Origin of the sequence: Streptomyces sp. NPDC053079, assembly GCF_044546695.1 — a bacterium.
Taxonomy (GTDB): domain Bacteria; phylum Actinomycetota; class Actinomycetes; order Streptomycetales; family Streptomycetaceae; genus Streptomyces.
This window is the reverse complement of record NZ_JBITZJ010000005.1, coordinates 597,713-613,668: the sequence shown is the minus strand read 5'-3', so window position 1 is coordinate 613,668 and position 15,956 is coordinate 597,713. Positions and strand designations below refer to the sequence as shown.

The following is a 15,956-nucleotide window of genomic DNA, read 5'->3' as shown; positions in this document are numbered from 1 at the left end:
GGTGAATTTCTTCACAGGCGGCTGGAAATCGCTGATCCGGGCGGACACTGGAGAGGAACGGCCCGTCCCTTGGGGCCAGCGGTGACGCGGGCGCCGACCGGCTTTCGGCCTGTCCCGCTTTGCGGGCATGCGAGAGATTGCTTCCGCATAAATATCTCTGGTAGTTACTTAACTCTCTGTTTTCCGGCGCTGCCGGGTTTCACTGTCGGGCTGGTGACGTGCTGTTCTGAGCGTTCCGGGTAGGAGTTACACCGGGAGAGCGGATGGACACCCATCCAGGACGACCAAGGGGTTGAATCGATCATGTCACGGGAGCCGTCGACCCCAGCCGCCCACGGCGTGCACATTCCTGCCGCCGCAGGCAACGCGGACGCCCCGGCCGCCGTACCCGCCGCACGCACCCCCGCCCCGCGCGCCAACCCCGAGAAGTCCGGGCTGGTCAAGGCCTACCGCCGGGTCCTGCCGGCGAGCGCCCGCCGGGCGATCGCCCAGCGCGTGTCCGTGGAGACCCGCGGCGCCCTGATGCAGCACATGGCGAACTCCCTCGACCTCCAGCAGCGCCGCCAGAAGATCCGCGGCAGGCGGCTCAAGCGCCGCTACGCGAGCCACCTCGACGACGCCCTGCCGCGCGTGGTCCTCGTGGACGGCAAGGCGCACATCGCCCTGGTCGACCCCGCCCTCACCCCGCACGGCACCCGTGCCGACACGCTCGCCCTGGTCTGCTCCACGCTCGAGGACGCCGGCATCGCCCACTTCTGCGTGCGCACCGCGACCGCCGGCACCACTCCCGCCGTCGCCGTGGCCGCCGCCGACCGCCGCCGGGTCCTGCAGCAGCTCGCCCGCCTGTGCGGTCACATACCCGGCTATGTGGCGCCCGTGAACCGGGACAACGTCCCCGGTCAGGCGCTGCCCGGCTTCGTCGCGAACACCTGGCGCCAGGTCGAGAAGAGCGACGTCACCCGCGTCACGTGGTTCCGCACCACCGCCGACGGCGCCCTGGTCCTGGGCCAGGAGCACGGCTGCGACATCCAGTTCTGGACCCGCGAGGAGGGCCCCGGGGGCCCCGTGCTCGTCGCCCCGCGCCGCAACGGCGTGGTCGAGGAGGTGCCGGCCTTCGCGCCGGACGTCGAGGCGCCCATGGAGCTGTTCACGGGCCCGCTGGGGCACACAGCGGACGCGGCGGACGCCGCGCGCGAGTCCGACGGCCCGGCCCGTCGCACGGTCCGCACCCGCCCGGAGCTCACCCTCCGGCTGCCGCAGGACATCACCTTCCCCATCGACGTGGTCTACACCTGGGTCGACGGCAGCGACCCCGTCTGGGCGCAGCGCCGCGCCCAGGCCCAGCGCGACGCGGGCGGCGCGGAGACCCGCCACGAGGAGGCGGCGAACGACGCCCGCTACCTCAGCCGCGACGAGCTGAAGTACTCGCTGCGCTCGCTGCACCAGTTCGCGCCCTGGGTGCGTACGGTCTACCTGGTCACCGACGACCAGACGCCCGAGTGGCTGGACACCTCGGCCCCCGGCATCCGCGTGGTCAGCCACAAGCAGATCTTCTCCGACCCGAGCGCGCTGCCGACGTTCAACTCGCACGCCATCGAGAGCCAGCTGCACCACATCGAGGGCCTGTCGGAGCACTTCCTCTACTTCAACGACGACGTCTTCCTCGGCAGCCCGCTGACGCCGCACACCTTCTTCCTCTCCAACGGACTGACGAAGTTCTTCCCCTCCCCCGCGCTGATACCGCTGGGCGCCCACGACCCCGCCGACCCGCCGGTGGCGGCGGCCGCGAAGAACAACAGAGCGCTGGTGGAGGAGGGCTTCTCCACCACCTTCACGCAGAAGATGCGGCACGTTCCGCACGCCCTGAGCCGCAGTGTGCTCACCGAGATCGAGGAGCGGTACGCAGACGCCCACAAGGCCACCTCGCGCGCCCGCTTCCGCAGCCCCGAGGACCTCTCGGTGGCCTCCTCGCTGCACCACTACTACGCGTACCACCAGGCCCGCGCCATACCGTCCGAGATGCGCTACGTCTACATGGACCTGGCGCACCCGAACACCTCGCGCAGGCTCAACCGCCTGCTGGCGAACCGGGACATGGACGTCTTCTGCATCAACGACACAGTCTCGACGGCCGAGGACATGGAGCGCACCAACGCGCTCATCGCCCCCTTCCTTGAGGGCTACTTCCCCGTCCCGAGCCCGTTCGAGAAGCGCCCCTGAGGCAGGGGCGCCACCGCCCCGCTACTTGAACGGCACGTCGACGCAGGCCAGTCGGGCGCCCGCCATGCCGGCGTGCCCGGGTGCGGTCTCGGTGGCGTGTTCGTGGATGACCACCGAACGGGCCTCATCTGTACGGAAGTTCCACTTCACCGTCGACTCCGCACCGCCGTCGCCGTCCTTGTCGGTGGTCAGGTCCAGCCACACCTCGTTGCGGGCGTTGGCGTACGCCGGGTCCGTGGAAGGCTGCTTGGGGTCCTTGAGGTTCTGGTAGTGCGGCCCCGAGGCGTCGGGGACGGTGCCGCACGCCTGGGTGTGCACATGGGCGCCGAACGTCCGGTTCGCCTCCACCCCTTGCACGCGCAGCTCGACCTGCGTGCCGTCCCGGCCGGTGCGCTCCACCACGGAGACGCGGCTGCCCACCGGAATCGTCTTCGTATCGAACGTCACCGCGGGCTTCGTATCCTCCCCGGCCGCGGCCGACTTGAACTCCGCGTTCACCACCACCCCCGGACAGGCCATGCCGCCCGCGGGCGACGCGACGGCCATCGAGGCGGCGAGCACACACATGAGCAAGGACATCGTCCTGCCCCCTTCCGGCGCACGATCCCACTCTCGTTCCCCCGTGGTTGCGCCCTTCCATCCACCGTAGCCAGCCGGGCCGGACGATGCGCGGCGGGAGCGCGAGCCTTTCGCCTCCGCCGGGTTGAACGCGTTCAAAAACAGGTCTACAGTCACGACCAACAGGGTTTTGAACACGTTCAAGAAAGGGTCGGAACGTGGACCTCACAGTCGTCGCGTACGTCATCTACCTGCTGGTCAGCCTGGGACTCACGGTCTGGGTCGCGCGCACGCTCAGCCGCAACGGGCGGGTCTTCCTCGCCGACGTACTGCACGGGAACGAGAAGCTCGCGGACGCCGTCAACCACCTGCTGGTGGTCGGCTTCTACCTGGTCAACCTGGGATTCATCGCGCTCTACCTGCAGGACGACGCCACGATCGCCGACGCCCGCGGGGTGTTCGAGGCGCTGTCGCAAAAGCTCGGCGTCGTCCTGCTCGTGCTCGGCGTGATGCACCTCGGCAACGTCTACGCCCTCAACAAGTTCCGCCGGCGCGGAATGATGGAGCGCGAGCAGACCCCGCCGGTCGCACCGCAGGGCTACACCTGGGCCGCACCGGCCGGGAAGTGAGCCCCGTGGCCACCGTCGCCACCGCCGGCCGGGACGCCCAGGGCGTCCCGGTCCGCCGGCTGACCGTCCTGTACGACGCGCAGTGCGGGCTCTGTATCTTCCTGCGCGACTGGCTCGTGCGCCAGCGCCGACTCGTGCCGCTCGACCTGGTGCCGGCCGGGTCGCCCGAGGCCCGGCACCGCTTTCCGCGACTCGACCACGGCGCCACCCTCGAGGAGATCACCGTGGTCGGCGACGGCGGCCAGGTGTACCGGGGCGCCGGCGCCTGGGTCGTCTGCCTGTGGGCGCTCGCCGACTACCGGCCGCTCGCGCACAAGTTCAGCACCCCTTCCGGGCAGCGGTTCGCGCGCGGCGCGGTGCTGGCCGCGGCCAAGTACCGCGGGGCGCGGTGGCAGCGAAGCCCGGCGTCCTGCGACAGCGGCTGCGCCGTGCCCGATTAGGCTCTGACCGTGCCAGCAGAGAACGAGCCCCGACCGGCCAAGAGCGAGCAGACGCGCACCCTCATCCTGGAGACCGCGATGAGGCTCTTCCAGGAGCGTGGCTACGACAAGACCACGATGCGGGCCATCGCCAAGGAGGCCGGGGTCTCCGTCGGCAACGCGTACTACTACTTCGCCGGCAAGGAACACCTGATCCAGGGCTTCTACGACCGGATCGCCGCCGAGCACCAGGCGGCGGTCCGCGAAGTACTGGACCGGGAGACCGACCTGGAGGCGAGGCTCTCCGGGGTGCTGCAGGCATGGCTGGACATCGCCACGCCGTACCACGAGTTCGCCGCGCAGTTCTTCAAGAACGCCGCCGACCCGGAGAGCCCCCTCAGCCCCTTCTCCCCCGAGTCCGAGCACGCGCGCGAGGCGGCCATCGACGTCCACCGCGAGGTACTGGCGGGCTCCCGGGCCAAGGTGCCGGCCGAGCTCGCGGACGTACTGCCGGAGCTGCTGTGGCTGTCCCAGATGGGCCTCGTCCTGTACTGGGTCTTCGACCGCTCCCCCGACCGCGAACGCAGCCGCCGCCTGGCCGACCGCGGCGCCCGCCTGACCACCCGCGGCGTGTCCCTGGCCCGCTTCCGGGTGCTGCGCCCGCTCGTCCTCGAAGTGCACGAACTGTTCACGGACTTCCTGCCGGGCATGGCCCAGACGGTCACGGCCCGCAAGAGGCCGTCGGAATAGGGCAGGGCGGGGCCGACGGCCACCAGCCGTTTTCCGGGGCCCGGACCCGCGGTTCATTTCGCCATCGTGCGTGCGTTCGAGACCAAACCTGTCCACGGCCGCAAGGCGGAGATCGCCGGGGCCGCCGGCTTCTCCGACTCCCGCGTGCGCCAGATCCTCAACGAAGCCGCCAAGGCCGGGCAGGACAAGGGGCAGGCCGCGTGAGCGCCCACTCCGCAAGACAGCGGCCCGGTGTTCCCCCCATGCCCGAACGCAACCCGAAGGCTCTCCGGGAAGCGATCGCCGCCCACGCCCCACAGCTCCTCGCCGATTTCGACCGGCACTGGAAGCGGGACATCGCCGACACCTACGACCTCACACCGGTCCCGGCGTTCATGGCCCGCTGGTGGACCGAGTACGCGCTCGCCCGCGACCCGCGGCTGGACACCCGGAGCCCGGCCAGTGCCGTCGCACCGCGGACCCGCAGATCGTGATCGAAGAACTCTTCTGGCAGTGACCAGCGCCAAAAAGAAACCCCGTCGGGCCTGTTTTCACAGGTCAGACGGGGTAAGAGGCGGACGAGCCGGCCTGTACGCCGGGTTCTGTGCGCGCGGTCCCTTGCGGGAGTCGCGGCGGCGGCCATCCATCTAGGCCTGCCGTTGCCGACAGGCTCGTGCGGTCTACCCGCGGACTCGGGCGGGCAGCCCTCGATCGTCCGCGCAGGGCCGCCGCCGTGAAGCGACCGCCCCTCTTGACCTTGCTCCGGGTGGGGTTTACCTAGCCACCTGAGTCACCTCAGGCGCTGGTGGTCTCTTACACCACCGTTTCACCCTTACCGGAAATCCGAAGATCCCCGGCGGTCTGTTTTCTGTGGCACTGTCCCGCGGGTCACCCCGGGTGGGCGTTACCCACCACCCTGCCGTATGGAGCCCGGACGTTCCTCGGGAGATCCGTGAGGATCCCACGCGGCCGCCCGGCCGGCTCGTCCGCCGTGACGACCATGTTACCGGCCGCTCACGCGGGGGCGAACCACACCTTCTCGCGCCCCGGATTCGCCTGGATCGCCCGCACCCGCATGCGCTTGCCCAGCGGCAGCGGCGGCCCGTCGCCGTCACCCTCGACGTGGCCGACGACCGCCGGGTCGTACAGGTGCACCGTGCCCGCCGTCGGCCGGGATTCCACGACGTCGACCACGTACGCGTCGAAGACCTGCCCGATCCGGTCGCGCATCAGCGCCGCCTCCACCAGGTCCACGCACTCCCGCTCCGCCTCGCCGGCCCGCCGGGCGCCGCGTTCCATCTCGCCGGGCAGCTCGTCGAGCGCCGCCCGTACCCACTCGGGGGCGGCGAGCCCCGCCGCCGCCGCGACGCACAGTTCGCTGGTGTAGCGGTCGACCAGGCGCCGCAGCGGGGCGGTGCAGTGGGCGTACGGGGCGGCGAGCGCGGCGTGGCCGGGGTCGGCGGGGGCGGGGAGGGTGGTGGGGCGGTCGCGGTCGAAGGCGGCGTAGCCGGCGCCGCGCAGCAAGGTCGTGCACTCCTGCAGGAACGCGGCGTGCTGCGGGTTCTTCGGGTCGAGGGCCCGCACGACCACCGCGTACGGCATCTCCGCCGGCCATGCCACGCCCAGCGCCTTCGCCACCCGCCGCAGCCTCTCCACCGCGCCCTCGGGCGCGGCCGGCAGCGTGCGCAGGACGCCCGTGCCCGCGCCGAGCATCAGCCGCGCCGCGGCCATCCCCGTCATCAGCGAGATCTGCGCGTTCCAGCCGTCCGCCGGCAGCGGCACCCGGTACGCCAGCGCGTAGTGGCCGTCCCCCCGCCGCACCACCTCCTGCTCCGGCACGTTCAGGGAGATCCCCCCGCGCGTCCGCTCCAGCTCCTCCCGCCGCATGCCTATCTCCCGCAGCAGCGACAGCGGCTCCTCGGCCGTCCCCGCGTCGATGACCCGCTGCACCCCGGCGTACTCCAGCCGCGCCCGGCTCCGTACGACCGCCCGCCGCACGTCCGTCGCCACCACCTGCCCGTCCGTGTCCAGGTCCAGCCGCCACAGCACGGCGGGCCGGTCGTAGTCCGGCAGCAGGCTCGCGGCGCCCTCGCCCAGGCTCTCGGGATACAGCGGAATGCGGACGTCCGGGTAGTACAGGGTCATCACCCGGCTGTGCGCCTCCTCGTCCAGCGCGCCGCCGGGCAGGAGGAAGGCGCCCACGTCCGCGATCGCGTAGTGCACGCGGTAGCCGCCCCGCCGCCGGGCCAGGAACATCGCCTGGTCGAGATCCTTCGACCCCGGCGGGTCGATCGTGAAGAACGGCACGTCCGTCGCGTCGTACGCGGGCATGCGCGGCCGCCGCACGGCCTCTTCGGCCTCCTGCAGCACGCGCTCCGGAAACCGCTCCGGTACGTGCGTCCGCTCGCGCAGCGCACGCAGCGCCGCCAGAAGCGGGGTGCGCTCCGTGTCCGTCACATGGATCGGGCGGCGGGGCATGCCCCGAGCCTAGGGGCGCCACCGGCTCGCGGCACGGCGAGCGCGGCGGACGGCGTTAGGGTGCAGGAGTTGTCCACGCCGTGAGGAGACCGAACCGTGCTCGTGCTGTTGCCGCCGTCCGAGGGGAAGGCCACCGGTGGCGCCGGAAAGCCGCTGGCGGCCGGGGCGCTGTCCTTGCAGGGGCTGAGCGAGGCCCGGGAGGCCGTGCTGGCGGAGCTGGTGGAGCTGAGCCGCGGCGACGAGGACAAGGCCGCCGAGGTCCTGGGCCTGAGCCCCGGCCTGCGGGGCGAGATCGCGAAGAACGCCGAGCTGCGCACGGCGCCGACCCGCCCGGCCGGGGAGATCTACACCGGCGTCCTGTACGACGCCCTGGGCATCGCCACCCTGAGCGGGGCCGCCCGGCAGGCGGCCGACCGCTCGCTGCTGGTCTTCTCCGGCCTGTGGGGCGCGGTGCGCATCGGCGACGCCATCCCCTCCTACCGCTGCTCGATGGGCGTCAAGCTGCCCGGCCTGGGCGCGCTCGGCTCCTACTGGCGCGGCCCCATGGCCGACGTCCTCCCCGAGGCCGCCGGCGACGGGCTGGTCCTGGACCTGCGCTCGGCCGCGTACGCCACCGCCTGGAAGCCGAAGGGCGAGCTCGCCGAGCGCACCGCCACGGTCCGCGTCCTGCAGTCCAAGGTCGTCGACGGCGTCGAGAAGCGGTCCGTCGTCAGCCACTTCAACAAGGCCACCAAGGGGCGCCTCGTCCGCGACCTGCTCACCGCCGGCCACGAGCCCGCCTCCCCGCGCGAGCTGGCGGAGGCCCTGCGCGAGCTGGGGTACGCGGTGGAGGGCGACGCCCCGGCCAAGGGCGGCAAGCCCTGGGCGCTCGACGTCGTGGTGACCGAGCTGTAGCGCGATTGCGCGGAGCGCAACGCCCATTGCGATGACCGCGGCACGTCGGCAGGATGACCGGCGTGCCCGGTCTCCTGGATCTCGCGCCCGTCATCCCCGTCGTCGTCCTGCCCGACGACGCGGACCCCGACGACGCCGTCCCGCTCGCCCGGGCCCTCGTCGCGGGCGGCCTCCCCGCGATCGAGATCACCTTGCGGACGCCCACGGCGCTCACCGCGTTACGGGCGGTCGCGGACACCGTGCCGGAGGCGGTCGTCGGCGCCGGCACGGTCCTGCGCCCCGCGCAGGCGGAGGCCGCCGTCACGGCCGGGGCCCGCTTCCTGGTCAGCCCCGGCTGCACGGCACCCCTGCTCGACGCGGCACGCGCCACGGGAGTGCCCTACCTTCCGGGCGTCTCCACGGCATCGGAGGTGCTGGGCCTGCTGGAGCGCGGAGTACGCGAGATGAAGTTCTTCCCCGCCGAGGCCGCGGGCGGCGCCCCGTACGTACGAGCCCTCGCCGGCCCCCTGCCTGCCGCCCGCTTCTGCCCGACCGGCGGCATCGGACCCGAATCGGCCCGGGCTTATCTTTCGCTGCCGAACGTCGGATGCGTGGGCGGTACGTGGATGGTGCCGGACGAAGCGGTGCGGCGCCAGGACTGGGGGCGGGTGGAACGCCTGGCCCGCCGGGCCGCCGGGCTCGGGGGCTGAACAGCCTGCGCCAGCGGCCGTAGGGGTTCTATAGTGACGCTATGACATCCACGACGATTCAGGTGCCGCGCGAGACCCGCGACCACCTCGCGGAACTCGCGAAGGAGCGCGGCATGAGCATCGGCCAGCTGGTCGAGGCCCTGGCCGCCGGGCAGCCGACCGCCGCGCAGCGGGCCGAACAACTCGCCGCCGACCGGGAAGTCGCGCGGCAGGTCATGGGCGTCGACGTCAGCGACGAGGAGTTCGATCAAGCGCCCGACATTCTCGGCAACATCTACAAGATCGCTGCCGATAAGGTCCGGGCCGCCCGGGGCAGCGCCGCGTGATCATCCTCGACACCAGCGCCGTTGTGGCCCTCGCACAGGGCCACAAGACCCTGAACCTCCTCGCAAGCAACATGGCCCGTACCCCTGGCGAGCATCTCAATATCCCCTCCCTGTGTCTGATGCAGGCGGAAGCGGACGAGGAGAACGCCTCCAGACACGCGCTCGCCTATTCCTCCGTAGCCGTCGACAGCCTCGACACAGTCGCCTCCGTCGGCGTCGGCACGATGATTCGCGACGGCTACGGCAGCCCGGACACGTGCCACGCCCTGTACTGCGCGCTGCCGCGCCCTGAATTCACCGGCATGTCGATCCTGCTGACCGGCAACGAAGGCGCGTACCCGCCCGGCGTGGTCACCGTGGACATCGACTCGCCCGGCATGCTGGGCTTCTACTGACCGTGGGGGCAGGGCGAACTCACAACCCCAAAGAGCGGATCAGGTCGCGCATCTCCTCTCGGTAGAGCCGCTCCGCGTCCCGCGCCTGCCAGCGCAGCCGGCCGTAGACGTCCAGCGACACCAGCCCGTGCATGCGGCCCCACACCCGCAGCGCCAGCGCGACCGCGTCCGGCGGAAGGTCCGGGAACCCCTCACGCACCGATTCCGCGAGCTTGGGGTCGAAGTCCGACCATGCGTACCCCGCCCCGCCGTGCAGCGCCTCCGCCTGCGGCCACGCCGCCGCGACGAGCCCGCTGAGCCCCGCACACGCCCGGTGCTCCGGGCCGGCCGCCGGTCCGTCCCCGGGCGGCTGGTAGCCCGGCACCGGATCCCCGTAAATCAGCCGGAAGCCTTCGGGGTTGGCCAGTGACCAGTCCCTGAACGCCTGCCCCCAGGCCATGATCCGGCCCGCCACGTCCGCGGCCGGCAGCGCGTCGCGCGCGGCCTCCACCGTGTCGACGAGCGAGGTGTAGACGTCGTCGATCAGCGCGGTGACCAGATCGTCGCGGGTCGGGAAGTACCCGTAGATCGCGCCCGCGGTCATGCCCATCTCGCGGGCGATGGCGCGCAACGAGATCGCCCCCGGCCCGCCCTCGGCCATGAGCGCGAGCGCAACCGCCTTGATTTCCGCGGTGGTTTCCGCCCGTAGGCGTTCTCGGCGGGTCTGCGTCGGGGCTCCCATGGGTTGACACTCTACAGGGTTGCGCTACTGTGCGGCGTGGCAAAACTGAACGGTGTGTAGTTTTCCAACGCACCATCACGAAGGGGAGTTCTCCGATGAGTTCAGACAGCCTGTCCCGCCGCGGCTTACTCCGTGGCGCGGGCGGCGCGGGACTGGCCGCGCTGCTCGCCTCCTCCACCCTGCTCTCCCCCGCCCACGCCGCAACCGCACCCCCCATCCGGCACCGCCACATCCGCGTCAACGGCCTGCGCATGCACATCGCCGAGGCCGGCTCGGGGCCGCTGGTCCTGCTGCTGCACGGCTGGCCCGAGTCCTGGTACTCCTGGCGCCACCAGATCCCCGCACTCGCCGCCGCCGGCTACCGCGTCGTGGCCCCCGACCAGCGCGGCTACGGCAGTACGAGCCGCCCGGACCGGGTCGAGGACTACGACATCGCCCACCTGGTCGACGACGTCACCGGCCTCATCGACGCCCTGGGCGAGCAGCGCGCCACGGTCGTGGGCCACGACTGGGGAGCCATCGTCGCCTGGCACACCGCGCTGATGCGCCCGCGCCGGGTGAGAGGCGTGGCAGGGCTCAGCGTTCCGCACCGCTGGGCGGAACCGAAGGGGACGTCGACCCCCGTCGAGGCCCTGCGGGCCGCGAACGGGGACCACTTCTACATCGTCTACTTCCAGCAGCCGGGCCTCTCCGACGCCGACTTCGCCCGCGACCCGCGCGGCTTCCTGCGCGGAATCCTCTACACCGGCTCCGGCGACGGGCCGGGCTGGAACGCCACCATCCCCGCCAGCGGCAGGATCGTCGACTCCCTCACCCAGCCCGACCGGCTGCCCGCCTGGCTGACGGAGCGCGACATCGACACCTACGTCGCGGAGTACCGGCGCTCAGGGTTCACCGGCGGCCTGAACTGGTACCGCAACTTCGACCGCAACTGGGAACTGACCGCGCGGTGGCGTGACGCCCCCATCCAGGTGCCGGCGCTGTACGTCGTCGGCGACCGCGACGGCGTCTTCCACGCCCCCGAGGCCCAGGCCATGCTCGCCGGACCCACGGCGTCCGTTCCGCGCCTGCGACCCGCGGTCCTCCTGAAGGGTGCCGGGCACTGGGCCCAGCAGGAGCGACCTGAGGAGGTCACGGATGCGCTGATCCGGTTCGCGCGGTCGCTGTAGACCTGGTCGCCGCGACGAATGCGTTCCACGCGGGGGCGGAGAAGACCAGGGCGGGGCCGCGAGAGCGCTTACTGTCCCTTACGGGGGCGAAGCCGGGGATATGGGGGGCTATTGCTATGCAGTTCCCGGCGTCGTGCCCAACTCTGGATCGACAACCGGTAGTTGGTCACCCACATGGGGTGTTTCAACGTCAAGCACGAGGAAACCGATGGCGCCCATCCCCTACCCCACCGCCCCCACCCCTCCCCCTCTCGCCCTCCGACGCCGACCTGCGCCGCATCTCCGCCGCCATGGCCGCCGCCATGGGGCGACACCAACGGGCGGCTCATTGACCACATGTGAACGCGGGTGACCGGCGGGGCGATAACCTGCAGCCGCCATGAACGATTTCGTTGACGAAGCACGCTCGCGAGTCGCACATCTGCTCCGGATGGCCAATACGAACGATGACCGCCTCAGGGCGCAGCTCATCGAATACGCGGACACGACCCCGGAACCGCCCGTCATAAGCCCCCGGGCCGGGATCGTGACCAGTGGCTGCTCCCGGTGTCAGCGGACCGCGTGGCGCCAGCACGACTGCGAGGGCCCGCTGTGGGTCTGCGGGACGTGCGGTCACGTGGAGCCGGTCACGGTGGAGTGCCCGCACTGCGCGGTGCCCATGACGCCGCCGGCCCTCGGCACGCCGGACCTGTGGGAGTGCCCCACCTGTCCGAGGGTCGCAGCCACCGGGGACCGCCCGCAGGACATCGAGGACCGGGAACGCAAGCGGCTGGGGGCGGCACGGGTGGGCCCCGCGTGATCGCGGGGCGCACCCGTGCCGGCTACCGCAGGTGCGAGGTGTCGTTGAGCAGCCGCAGCGAGGCGTTGCCGTCCGCGTAGTAGGCCACCGCCGACAGGGAGGCCGCCGAGAGCTCCATGCGGAACAGCGACTCCGGCGGTGCGCCCAGTGCCAGCCGCACCAAGGTCTTGACCGGCGTCACGTGCGTCACGAGCAGGACCGTGCGGCCGGCGTAGCGGGCGAGCATCTTGTCCCGTGCGAGGGCGACCCGCCGGGCCACCGTCGCGAAGCTCTCGCCGCCGCCGGTGGGGGCGGCCTTCGACGAGGCGAGCCAGGCGTCGAGGTCCTCGGGGAAGCGCTCCTTGACCTCGGCGAAGGTCAGGCCCTCCCACGCGCCGAAGTCGGCCTCGCGCAGGCCCTCCTCGACGCGGACCTCCAGCCCGAGCCGGTTCGCGATCGCGTCGGCGGTCTCCCGGCAGCGCCGCATCGGCGAGGTGACGACGGCCTGGATGGTGCCCCGGGCGGCCAGCGCGGCCGCTGCCGCATCGGCCTGCCGGCGGCCGGCGGCCGACAGCTCCGGGTCCGTACCGCCGCTGCCGGAGAAGCGCTTCTGCGGCGTCAGGGCGGTCTCGCCGTGCCGGAGCAGGACGAAGGTCGTGGGCGTGCCGAGGTCGGCCGCGGTGCCCCAGCCGACCGGAGCGGCCTTGGGCTCCGCCAGCGGCTCGGCGGCGGGGACCTCGAGAGCCGCCGGGGCGGCGGCGGAGGCCGCCACCGCGAGTGCGGCCGACGAGCGGCCCGGCTCCCACGTCCGGCCGGCCTTGCCCGCGTCCATGGCCTCGTTGGCCAGCCGGTCCGCGTGCTTGTTCTGCTCGCGCGGGATCCACTGGTACGCGACCCGGCCCGCGGGGAAGATCCCCTGTGCCCGGGCGGCGAGCGGCTTCATGTCCGGGTGCTTGATCTTCCAGCGGCCGGACATCTGCTCGACCACGAGCTTGGAGTCCATGCGGACCTGGATCTCGGCGCCCGGGTCGAGCGCCTTCGCGGCCTCGAGGCCGGCGATCAGGCCCTTGTACTCGGCGACGTTGTTCGTCGCCGTGCCGATGTACTCCGCCGCCTCGGCCAGCGCCTCGCCGGTGGCGGGGTCGAGCACCACCGCGCCGTAGCCGGCGGGGCCCGGGTTGCCCCGGGAACCGCCGTCCGCCTCGACGATGAAGCGATTCGCCATGGTGCTTACAGGCCGGACTCGGGCGTACGGACCAGGATGCGGCGGCAGTTCTCGCACCGGACGATGGCATCGGGGGCGGCCGCGCGGACCTCGTTGACCTCGGTGATGTTCAGCTCCAGGCGGCAGCCCTCGCAGCGGCGCTGGTAGAGGCGGGCCGCGCCGACGCCGCCGGACTGGGCGCGGAGCTTGTCGTACAGCTTGATGAGGTCGGCGGGGATGGAGGCGGCGACGACCTCGCGCTCCTTGGTGACGGTGGCGACCTCGGTGTCGATGACCTCGGTGGCGGCGTCCCGGCGGGCGACGGCGTCGTTGACCTTGGCCTGGACGGACTCGACCCGGCCGGTCAGCTCCTTGACCCGCTCCTGGGCGGCCTCGCGGCGCTCCATGACCTCGAGGACGACGTCCTCCAGGTCGCCCTGGCGCTTGGCGAGGGAGACGACCTCGTGCTGGAGGTTCTCCAGGTCCTTGGGGGACATGCCGGCGCCGGAGTCCAGGCGCTGCTGGTCGCGGGCGGCGCGCTGGCGGACCTGGTCGACGTCCGTCTCGGCCTTCTTCTGCTCGCGGGCGCAGTCGCTCTCCTCGGTCTGCGCGGCGACGAGGAGGTCGCGGTGCTGGGCGAGGTCGCCCTCGAGGGTGGTGATCTCGGCGTGCTCGGGCAGGCTCGTGCGCTTGTGCGAGAGCTGGGTGAGGCGGACGTCCAGGGCCTGGAGGTCGAGAAGGCGGATCTGGTCGGCGGGCGCGGCGTTTATTTGGGGGCTCCTCTTAGTGGTGATGGGCGGACGACGCCGCGTGGGCGGTCCAGGGGTCGGTGACCGTACGGGAGACATGGGTGCGCAGGCCCCAGCCGTGGCGGTCGGAAATCTCGTCGAGCTGGGCCGCGGCCTGCTCGGTCCAGGGCCATTCGGTGGCCCAGTGCGCGGCGTCCACCAGGGCGAGCGGGCTGTGCTGCTGGGCCTCGGAGGCGGGGTGGTGGCGCAGGTCGGCGGTGACGTAGGCGTCGACGCCGGCGGCCCGTACCTCCGCGAAGAGGGAGTCGCCGGAGCCGCCGCAGACGGCGACGGTGCGGACGGTGCGCTCGGGGTCGCCGGCCACGCGGATGCCCTGCGCGGTGGCGGGCAGGCGCTTGGCGGCGCGCTCGGCGAACTCGGCGAGGCTCATCGGCGGGTCGAGCTCGCAGATCCGGCCGAGGCCGCGGCGCCCGGCGGGGTCGCTCGCGTCGGGCACGAGGGGGCCGGTGACGCGCAGGTCGAGGGCGCCGGCGAGGGCGTCGGAGACGCCGGGGTCGGCGCGGTCGGCGTTGGTGTGCGCGACGTGCAGGGCGATGTCGTGCTTGATCAGGGTGTGCACGGCGCGGCCCTTGAACGTGGCGGCCGAGACCGTCGTCGTACCGCGCAGGTACAGCGGATGGTGGGTGACGAGCAGGTCGGCGCCGAGCCGTACGGCCTCGTCGACGACCTCCTGGACGGGGTCGACGGCGAACAGGACCCGGCCGACGGTGGCGTCGGGGTCGCCGCAGACCGTACCGACGGCGTCCCACTGCTCGGCCCGCTCCGGGGGCCACAGGGCGTCGAGGGCGGCGATGACTTCAGACAGTACGGGCACGGGGAAAGGCTACCTGGCTCCCGTGCCCGTACGGCTCTCGCTGTTCGCCGGATCCGTGGGATCCGGTGCGGCGGCCTACTTCACGAGGAAGCCGCGCAGGTCGTCGAGGACGCTGTTCGCGGCCGTGACGCCCAGGCCCAGGTACCAGGTCTCGTCGGGGACGTCCTTGGCCTGGCCCTTCTTGACCGCCTCGAGGTTCTTCCACAGCGGGTTCTCCTCGGCGGAGTTCCGCTTGGTCTTCTCGACGTCGCCGTAGACGCCGGTGAAGATCCAGTCGCCGTCGGCCTTGTCGATGTTCTCGGGGCTGATCTCGACCGCGAGCTTGTCGGCCTGCTGGATCTTGGGCCGGGGCAGGCCGGCGTCCTTCAGGACGGTGCCGATGAAGGACTGCTGGGCGTACAGACGGGTGAACTGCGGGAGGTAGCGGACCATGCTGATGGTCGGCTTCTTCTCGCCGAGGTCCTCGCCCAGCTTCTTCGCCTTGGCCTCGTAGGCGGCGAGCTGCTTCTTGGCGTCGGCCGTCTTGTCGAGGGCGGCCGCGTTGAGGAGGTAGTTCTCCTTCCACGTGAAGCCGGGGCGGACGGAGAAGACGGTCGGGGCGATCTTGGAGAGGTCCTTGTAGCTCTTCTCCGCGCGCAGCTTGCTGCCGAGGATCAGGTCGGGCTTGAGCTCGTTGATGGCCTCGAGGTTGAGGTTGTTGATGGTGCCGACGCTCTTGGGCTCGCCGATGTCCTTCTTCAGGTACTCGGGGATGTCCTTGCTGCCCTCGCTGGGGGCCCAGCCGACGGGCTTGATGCCGAGGGAGACGACGTTGTCGAGCTCGCCGACGTCGAGGACGACGACGCGCTTGGGCATCTCCTTGATCTCGGTCTTGCCGAGCGCGTGGGTGACGGTGCGCGGGAACCGGCCCGGCTGGGCGTCCGTGCCCATCTTCGCCGTCTCCTCGGCGGCCTTGCCGAAGTCCTTGCCGCCCTGCGCGACGCTCTTGGAGCCCGCGCCGCCGTCCTTGCCGGCCTTGTCCTCCGCGTCGCCCGACGATCCGCAGGCGGTGAGCGCGAGCGCGGTGGCTATGGACAGGGCGACGGCGGCGGTGCCGCGGCGGCGCAGGGGCATCGGGGACTCCT

General features: G+C 72.0%; 18 protein-coding genes, 1 other RNA gene and 2 pseudogenes. 12 read left to right on the top strand and 9 right to left on the bottom strand.

All coding sequences use genetic code 11. The annotated features are described in order from the left end of the window. Window positions 1-303 precede the first annotated feature (303 nt). Window positions 304-2,220 carry a stealth family protein gene (locus ACIGXW_RS21855; RefSeq protein ID WP_399574544.1) on the top strand — a complete coding sequence of 639 codons (1,917 nt, stop codon included), beginning with the start codon at window positions 304-306 and terminating at the stop codon, window positions 2,218-2,220. A 21-nt stretch (window positions 2,221-2,241) separates the two neighbouring features. Here the strand turns inward: ACIGXW_RS21855 and ACIGXW_RS21850 are convergent, their stop codons facing one another. After that, window positions 2,242-2,799, bottom strand: a complete 558-nt coding sequence (locus ACIGXW_RS21850) for a superoxide dismutase family protein (RefSeq protein WP_399574542.1) — start codon at window positions 2,797-2,799, stop codon at window positions 2,242-2,244. Window positions 2,800-2,996: 197 nt separating this feature from the next. Here ACIGXW_RS21850 and ACIGXW_RS21845 point away from each other — a divergent pair, with 197 nt between their 5' ends. The 5 genes and pseudogenes from ACIGXW_RS21845 to ACIGXW_RS21825 form a co-directional block, all read left to right on the top strand. After that, on the top strand, window positions 2,997-3,407 hold the full coding sequence (locus tag ACIGXW_RS21845; protein WP_399574540.1) for a hypothetical protein: 411 nt from the start codon (window positions 2,997-2,999) through the stop codon (window positions 3,405-3,407). Between the two features lie 5 nt (window positions 3,408-3,412). Continuing rightward, complete coding sequence (locus tag ACIGXW_RS21840) at window positions 3,413-3,847, top strand: thiol-disulfide oxidoreductase DCC family protein (protein ID WP_399574538.1); 435 nt, start codon at window positions 3,413-3,415, stop codon at window positions 3,845-3,847. A gap of 78 nt (window positions 3,848-3,925) precedes the next feature. After that, on the top strand, window positions 3,926-4,576 hold the full coding sequence (locus ACIGXW_RS21835; protein WP_399574666.1) for a TetR family transcriptional regulator: 651 nt from the start codon (window positions 3,926-3,928) through the stop codon (window positions 4,574-4,576). A gap of 66 nt (window positions 4,577-4,642) precedes the next feature. Further along, window positions 4,643-4,780, top strand: a complete 138-nt coding sequence (locus ACIGXW_RS21830) for a hypothetical protein (protein ID WP_399574536.1) — start codon at window positions 4,643-4,645, stop codon at window positions 4,778-4,780. A gap of 38 nt (window positions 4,781-4,818) precedes the next feature. Further along, a pseudogene (locus ACIGXW_RS21825) lies at window positions 4,819-5,001 on the top strand (hypothetical protein); the annotation flags it as partial. A gap of 129 nt (window positions 5,002-5,130) precedes the next feature. Here ACIGXW_RS21825 and rnpB read toward each other — a convergent pair. After that, window positions 5,131-5,540, bottom strand: an RNA gene (rnpB, locus tag ACIGXW_RS21820) — RNase P RNA component class A. 29 nt (window positions 5,541-5,569) lie between these two features. Further along, window positions 5,570-7,033, bottom strand: coding sequence for an RNB domain-containing ribonuclease (locus ACIGXW_RS21815; protein ID WP_399574534.1), 1,464 nt, complete (start codon window positions 7,031-7,033; stop codon window positions 5,570-5,572). Window positions 7,034-7,129: 96 nt separating this feature from the next. Between ACIGXW_RS21815 and yaaA the strand changes: the two genes are divergently transcribed. Genes yaaA through ACIGXW_RS21795 form a run of 4 tightly spaced genes read left to right on the top strand, consistent with a single transcriptional unit; the run spans window position 7,130 to window position 9,337 of the window. After that, entirely contained in the window at window positions 7,130-7,927 is a 798-nt protein-coding gene (gene yaaA, locus ACIGXW_RS21810) for a peroxide stress protein YaaA (protein WP_399574532.1), read from the top strand. Between the two features lie 53 nt (window positions 7,928-7,980). Then, entirely contained in the window at window positions 7,981-8,616 is a 636-nt protein-coding gene (gene eda, locus ACIGXW_RS21805; RefSeq protein WP_399574530.1) for a bifunctional 4-hydroxy-2-oxoglutarate aldolase/2-dehydro-3-deoxy-phosphogluconate aldolase, read from the top strand. 41 nt (window positions 8,617-8,657) lie between these two features. Further along, window positions 8,658-8,942, top strand: a complete 285-nt coding sequence (locus tag ACIGXW_RS21800) for a hypothetical protein (protein ID WP_399574528.1) — start codon at window positions 8,658-8,660, stop codon at window positions 8,940-8,942. Next, window positions 8,939-9,337: a hypothetical protein gene (locus ACIGXW_RS21795; RefSeq protein WP_399574526.1), complete on the top strand. Its 399-nt coding sequence runs from the start codon at window positions 8,939-8,941 to the stop codon at window positions 9,335-9,337. Before ACIGXW_RS21800 ends, ACIGXW_RS21795 begins: the two co-directional genes overlap by 4 nt. 19 nt (window positions 9,338-9,356) lie before the next feature. Here ACIGXW_RS21795 and ACIGXW_RS21790 read toward each other — a convergent pair whose 3' ends face one another. Beyond that, the gene (locus tag ACIGXW_RS21790; RefSeq protein WP_399574524.1) at window positions 9,357-10,058 is read right to left on the bottom strand and encodes a TetR/AcrR family transcriptional regulator; all 702 of its coding nucleotides are present in this window, start codon (window positions 10,056-10,058) and stop codon (window positions 9,357-9,359) included. Window positions 10,059-10,309: 251 nt separating this feature from the next. Here ACIGXW_RS21790 and ACIGXW_RS21785 point away from each other — a divergent pair, with 251 nt between their 5' ends. After that, on the top strand, window positions 10,310-11,227 hold the full coding sequence (locus ACIGXW_RS21785; protein WP_399574665.1) for an alpha/beta fold hydrolase: 918 nt from the start codon (window positions 10,310-10,312) through the stop codon (window positions 11,225-11,227). Here ACIGXW_RS21785 and ACIGXW_RS21780 read toward each other — a convergent pair. Then, window positions 11,190-11,360, bottom strand: a pseudogene (locus ACIGXW_RS21780) (DUF397 domain-containing protein); the annotation flags it as partial. The gene ACIGXW_RS21785 and the pseudogene ACIGXW_RS21780 sit on opposite strands and share 38 nt — an antisense overlap. A gap of 297 nt (window positions 11,361-11,657) precedes the next feature. Between ACIGXW_RS21780 and ACIGXW_RS21775 the strand changes: the two are divergent. Then, window positions 11,658-12,026 (top strand): hypothetical protein, encoded by a 369-nt coding sequence (locus tag ACIGXW_RS21775; RefSeq protein WP_399574522.1) that lies wholly within the window; start codon window positions 11,658-11,660, stop codon window positions 12,024-12,026. Window positions 12,027-12,048: 22 nt separating this feature from the next. Here the strand turns inward: ACIGXW_RS21775 and ACIGXW_RS21770 are convergent, their stop codons facing one another. From ACIGXW_RS21770 to ACIGXW_RS21755, 4 genes are all read right to left on the bottom strand, one after another. Beyond that, on the bottom strand, window positions 12,049-13,230 hold the full coding sequence (locus ACIGXW_RS21770; protein ID WP_399574520.1) for a bifunctional RNase H/acid phosphatase: 1,182 nt from the start codon (window positions 13,228-13,230) through the stop codon (window positions 12,049-12,051). 5 nt (window positions 13,231-13,235) lie between these two features. Next, complete coding sequence (locus ACIGXW_RS21765) at window positions 13,236-13,979, bottom strand: zinc ribbon domain-containing protein (protein WP_399574662.1); 744 nt, start codon at window positions 13,977-13,979, stop codon at window positions 13,236-13,238. Window positions 13,980-13,992: 13 nt separating this feature from the next. Beyond that, entirely contained in the window at window positions 13,993-14,832 is an 840-nt protein-coding gene (locus tag ACIGXW_RS21760) for a Nif3-like dinuclear metal center hexameric protein (protein ID WP_399574518.1), read from the bottom strand. 75 nt (window positions 14,833-14,907) lie between these two features. After that, window positions 14,908-15,945 (bottom strand): ABC transporter substrate-binding protein, encoded by a 1,038-nt coding sequence (locus ACIGXW_RS21755; RefSeq protein ID WP_399574516.1) that lies wholly within the window; start codon window positions 15,943-15,945, stop codon window positions 14,908-14,910. Between the last annotated feature and the right edge of the window lie 11 nt (window positions 15,946-15,956).